The 6,000-nt window shown below is 35.6% G+C and carries 5 protein-coding genes and 1 pseudogene; 5 read left to right on the forward strand and 1 reads right to left on the reverse strand.

Annotated features, from left to right (window positions below):
- Positions 1-569 precede the first annotated feature (569 nt).
- The 5 genes and pseudogenes from ribBA to H3T84_RS04930 all read left to right on the forward strand — a co-directional run.
- Positions 570-1,652 (forward strand): annotated as a pseudogene (gene ribBA, locus H3T84_RS04910) (bifunctional 3,4-dihydroxy-2-butanone-4-phosphate synthase/GTP cyclohydrolase II); the annotation flags it as partial.
- A gap of 152 nt (positions 1,653-1,804) precedes the next feature.
- A complete protein-coding gene (locus H3T84_RS04915; protein WP_025330375.1) occupies positions 1,805-2,701 on the forward strand; it encodes a DMT family transporter in 897 nt (298 codons plus the stop codon).
- A gap of 133 nt (positions 2,702-2,834) precedes the next feature.
- Entirely contained in the window at positions 2,835-3,287 is a 453-nt protein-coding gene (gene ribH, locus H3T84_RS04920; RefSeq protein ID WP_084562636.1) for a 6,7-dimethyl-8-ribityllumazine synthase, read from the forward strand.
- A gap of 34 nt (positions 3,288-3,321) precedes the next feature.
- The gene (gene nusB / locus H3T84_RS04925) at positions 3,322-3,738 is read left to right on the forward strand and encodes a transcription antitermination factor NusB (RefSeq protein WP_084586444.1); all 417 of its coding nucleotides are present in this window, start codon (positions 3,322-3,324) and stop codon (positions 3,736-3,738) included.
- Between the two features lie 236 nt (positions 3,739-3,974).
- On the forward strand, positions 3,975-4,736 hold the full coding sequence (locus tag H3T84_RS04930) for an RDD family protein (RefSeq protein WP_110414079.1): 762 nt from the start codon (positions 3,975-3,977) through the stop codon (positions 4,734-4,736).
- 340 nt (positions 4,737-5,076) lie between these two features.
- Here the strand turns inward: H3T84_RS04930 and H3T84_RS04935 are convergent, their stop codons facing one another.
- A complete protein-coding gene (locus H3T84_RS04935) occupies positions 5,077-5,379 on the reverse strand; it encodes a hypothetical protein (protein WP_084549870.1) in 303 nt (100 codons plus the stop codon).
- Positions 5,380-6,000 lie beyond the last annotated feature (621 nt).

Below are 6,000 nucleotides of genomic sequence, written 5' to 3' on the forward strand. Positions count from 1 at the left end.
GTTTCGCTATATACTTACGCAATCAGAAGCAGAAACCTTTATAAACCTTTTTGTATACCGCGTAATATTATTTACCAATACCATTCTATCGTTACTTTCAAAAAAATTTCTACTTTAATCTGAACATGCAGAATTAATTTATGAATCTGTTTTATAGCAGATTGTACAATCTTATGACTGCCAGAATAATCTTTGTTGGTAAGTTGGCAAGTTTTGTGAGAAAAATTCACTAACTGACTGAACCTTACCTTTTTCAAAAATTCAACTTGCCAGTACCTGAATAAATAAAGCAAGCGACTGACTCATCTTTTATTCATCAATAATGCCTGCGAGTAAAATTTTATTATCTCACTATCTATTCTGTAACTTGAGTAAAAAATCATTATTATTTATATAATTTCCTGCCCGATTAATGATATTGCAGCTTAATCTGTTTATTTTAATTTTTTTATTCCGGTAATTTCGTAGCCGGCATTCGAATAACGCTAAGATAAAAGCGCACCAGCCCCGGTAATCCAGAGTAAAATAACTCTTATTTTATTAAGGGAGCGTTGTTTACTATCATGAGTATTGCCACCATTCCTGAAATTATTGCCGACATAAAAGCCGGTAAAATGGTTATTATTACTGATGCAGAAAACCGTGAAAACGAAGGTGATTTAATCATGGCTGCACAGTTTGTCACACCTGAAGCCATCAATTTCATGATTAAATATGCCCGGGGTCTGGTTTGCCTGCCTCTGGAAGAAGAAATAGTAGATCGCCTCCGCTTACCACTGATGACACAGAATAACGGCGCTCAGTATGGTACTAATTTTACGGTTTCCATAGAAGCAGCACATGGTATTACTACCGGTATTTCCGCAGCAGACCGTGCCCATACTGTACAGGCAGCAGTTTCCCCTACTGCCAAAGCAGAAGATATTGTCCAGCCGGGTCACATTTTTCCATTACGTGCACAAAAAGGCGGCGTTCTGGTTCGTACCGGACACACTGAGGCAAGCGTTGATTTAGCCAAACTGGCCGGCCTGATTCCGGCAGCCGTTATCTGTGAAATCATTAATGACGACGGCACTATGGCCCGTATGCCGGAGCTGATGGTTTTTGCTGAAAAACATGATATTAAAATTGGCACTATTGCTGATTTGATTGAATATCGCAGCCGTCACGAAAGTCTGATAGAAGAACTGGGAGTAAATACTATCCATACAACATGGGGAGATTTTACTCAGCATGTATATGTTGATCAATTATCCGGTGAAACCCATCTGGCACTGGTTAAAGGCGATCCGGAAACTGCCGGTGAAGTACTGGTAAGAGTACATGAACCATTTAGTGCCATGGATTTTCTGCAACCGGATCAGTTGCATACATGGCCACTACCTGAAGCTATGGCACGTATACAGCAAGCTGATGCCGGTATAATAATACTGATGCACCGTACTGAAACCGGAGCCACTTTATTAGACCGCACCTTACCCAAAGGCACTCATCAGACCAGACAGTGGGATAGTAAAACTTATGGTATCGGTGCTCAGATACTGGCTGGTTTAAAAGTCAAACGTATGCGGGTAATGGGTAAGCCTTCTGCCTTTACCGGTCTGAATGGATTTGGTTTGGAAGTTACCGGGTTTGAAGAACCATCCCGATAATAATTCTTTACTAAACAAGTATATATTTTAGTAACACAATTAAATACAATACCCCACCTCAGGCTGTCTGAATTATCTGTTGCCATGGAATACCGGCATCGGGTATTTTCCGACAGCCTATTGTAATGGCTGTTATTTAAGGATGGTATCTAATGCAACTGACCCCGCAAAAATGGGCTGCTTCCGGTTTAACTTTCGGCTGCGTTGTTTTCGGACTCGGCAGCCTGATTGTTAAATTTGTATCTATTGGTTCTTATGCCATTGCATTATGGCGTGTATTCATTGGTGGTATTGTTTTTCTGTTTTTAAGTCGCTATTTTGGTCAGAAACTGCCTGAAAGCAATAAAGCAAAACGGTTTTGTATGCTATCAGGTGTATTTTTAGGTTTTGATCTGGCATTCTGGCATGAAAGCATTCATGCAGTAGGCCCGGGAATTTCTACTCTGCTCAACAGTATGCAGATTTTTTTTCTGGCGGCAATTGCCTGGTTTTTCTTCGGTGAACGACAGAGCAAATTACAACTATTCAGCATGATATTGTCTGTAATCGGCATTTTACTGATCGCCCACCCTGAACTCAGACACAATTCACATGGTGGTTATGGTATTTTTATCGGTCTGATTTCCGGTGCAGCAATGGCTGCCTCCATGGCATGTATTCGTCAGGCACATCTGGCAGAGCCGGTTGCATTATTTCCGCTAATGCTGCTGGTCAGTGTCGGAGCAGTCGGTGCATTAATTGTGCCAAGTATCCTCATTGACTCAAGCCATTTCTGGCCTACTAACACAAAAGATATTCTGCTGATCATGATTTACGGTGTGGTCATGCAGTGTTTTGCCTGGGGGTTAATTGCTTATGCCGTACCTTTGCTGTCACTGACTTTAACCGGTTTATTACTATTAAGTGAACCTGTTGCTGCGATTCTGATCGATTTTTTCTTGCTGAATAAACCGATAAATACTGTGCAATGGACTGGTACTGCACTGACCTTACTGGCCATTTATCTGGGCTCACTTAAGCCTAGACACAAACAGAAAAAAACGGTTTAAACATTCCACCCTATTGGCAAATTCGGTAAAATCAGAATGCTAAGCATAAATACTTGTATGTCTGTGATGTAAGTATTTTATTCCGGACAATGCAATGGTGCTTGAGGCGTAACAGATGAAAAAAGGAAACTGAATGAATACCATCACCCCGGAACATAACGGCTCTGGCCTGCGTATAGGCATTGTACAGGCACGCTTTACTAATCCTATCGGAGCAGAGCTGGTCAAAGCCTGTTGCAGCCGCTTGGTTAAACTGGGGGTTAAAGACAGCGATATAACTTTGGCTACTGTGCCGGGTGCTTTAGAAGTACCTCTGGTATTAAAAAGCATGGCTGACAGCGGCAAATTTGATGCATTGGTGGCCATCGGAGTGGTTATCCGCGGTGAGACTTATCATTTTGAGCTGGTGTCCAACGAAGCCGCCGCAGGTGTATCCCGAGTTAGTCTGGATCACAATATACCCATTGCCAATGCTATACTGACTACCGAAAACGATGCTCAGGCACTGGCACGTATGCACAATAAAGGCAGTGAAGCGGCTATAGTGGCAGTAGAAATGGCCAATCTGCTTAAAATTCAATATTGATTATTTATTAAACAAGGACATTGTATACATGTCAATGATTACACCACGTCGTCGTGCCCGTCAGTTTGCTGTTCAGGCTTTATATCAGGCACAACTGAATAACGAAGAATCAGCTGCTATTATTGCGCAGAATATCCGTGATAATGAATATTTCGCCAAAGCTGATGAAGAATTGTTTACCCAGATATTTTTTGGTGCCTATAATAATCAGCGTGATTACATGAAACGGATCCGTCCTCTGCTGGACCGCCACGAAGATGAGCTTAATCCGGTTGAACGGGCTGTACTGCTGATGGCCTGCCATGAACTTTCTGCCATGCCGGAAACACCCCATCCGGTAATTATCAATGAAGCTATCGAAATCACTAAAACCTTTGGTGGTACCGATGGCTATAAATTCATTAATGGTATTCTGGATAAACTCTCAGCTGAGTTGAGAACATCTGCATGATATAAAAACAGATTAGCTACATCATAAAACAGATATTTTATTTAAAAATATCTGTTTTTATTTATAAAAAAACATATTTACCAAATAAATCTAATGAAATATAAATAAATTCTGATATTATTATCAAATAATATTATGTAAATATATAATATTATTTTTTATAAAAATTAACTTAAAACATTGCTGATTTATAAGCATATTGAGTTTGATTTCACACTAGGAGATTTATAAAATTTATGTCCCGTACTCGACAATCATCAGCATTAAATGATAAACATAATTTTTTAATGACAGAAAAAGGCGGCCTGGTTGAACTGGCTCCGCCATGGAAAAGAGTTACAGCATATCTAATTAATTATGCAATTTATTATTTTATATTTTACATTTCTTTACATGTTTACAATTTTCAAACTGATTATGAATCGAATCATTCACAAAATATTATAAATCCTTTTGAATTATGGTTTTTTGCAAATTATAGAACTGATAAGCCAATAGAATCTATTTTTTCATTCTTATTTATGGATGATGAGTTTGAGGGAGGTGTACATCAACCATTACGAATATTCTTATATATCATATTACCTTTACTCATTTATGTTGTGTTTCAATTTATACAAATGAGTCTAACAGGTCAATCTGTTGGTAAGCGATTAATGAAAATCAAAGTTATTAAAAAGAATGGTAAGAAAGCTGGCTTTTTCAATGTAGTATTAGTCCGTGAAATTTTTTATACATTCATTACTCTTATCCTTTTTACAATGTTAATAATAATAATAGATGTGCCACCCAATCTAATGGATTTCGCTAAAAATGTTGGAGTTTACCAGAATTTTATTTATAAATTTTTAAATTATTTATATAGGATTTTATGCATATTCACTGAATTTTCAACTTTATTTCTTTTTATTTGTATAATTATGTTATTTATAAGAAAATCAAATTATCGTACACTGCAAGACTTTTTAGCTAATACAATCGTTGTAAAAATTAAATAACTAAGAAGCCTCAGGAAAAATTAAAATTTCTTGAGGCTGACTAAATTTAAAATTACTCAAATAATATTAATATATTTTTTTATAAAGCTATTCTGAAATAAGCGATATAGACACGTCAAATTGAATATATTTACCAAAAGAATGATAAATAATAACGGAAGTGTCGTTATTGATGACCATAGCTTAAGTAACGTCACTAAGAAAAAGGTCCAAAAACCCTCATTATGCAGACCTGGTAAATAAAAAATAGTTATTACAAGAAAAAATATATATAAATAATAAATGATCTCCCTTTTTATCACATTAATCCAAAAATCAGACGACCTATTATTAAGGCGTATTACCCTGAACCCATTATCTTTTTACCTATAAACTGCCACTGTGTCCGCATCCGGTAACTCTCCCAGGCTGGAAAAATTATTAAAAATATAATACAAACAAAAGTAATATAGAAAAAAATATTAGAATAAGGACGAATATATAAAATAATATACATGACAATTGCAGGAGCGAGAAATAATTGTATATTGATCATACCTGCTATCACGTGTTGTAATGAAGTTGCAACAAGATAATCTTGTGTAGAAATATCATCTTTTTCATTCAAACCTTGTATTTTTGTAAAATCCTGTATCTTACTCAAGCTAACCTCAAATTAATTCATTTTATTTGATATTGATATAAATTGAATATTTTAAAATAATAAATAAAATATTTATATATTATTAAAAAATTTGCTAAAAATTCACTAATTGAATATTTTTTCATGATAAATAGAAAAATAAATATTGAAAACAAATGATTGACGATTGACAGGGAACAAAATAAAATAATTTACTACATTTAACCTATTTATAATTTAATATTATTTAAATTTGTTTTTATAAAAGTACTTACGACTAATGTTTGAGCAACAATACATTTCTTTAATACTTTTTTAACAAATTTTAAGGAAATACACTATGCCCAATACTCAGAAGAATTTTTCAAAGAATAATTATGATTATGATGATTTTCATGATTCGGAAATAGAAGTTGAACTTGCCAGTCCATGGGAAAGGAGCGCTGCGTACTGATGAATCCCCTAATGATTTTTATCAAAATCATTAAGTTAAGGTAGATACACATCTTGTCATATGATCAAATGGTTTCGCCAAAAATCAATAATCAGACAACAAAATGTGCGAACTCGATATTTTACACGACTCTCTTTACCAATTCTGCCCCGAATTACACTTAAAACGACTCAACAGCTTAACGTTGG

Source organism: Snodgrassella sp. M0110, assembly GCF_016101465.1.
Taxonomy (GTDB): domain Bacteria; phylum Pseudomonadota; class Gammaproteobacteria; order Burkholderiales; family Neisseriaceae; genus Snodgrassella; species Snodgrassella alvi.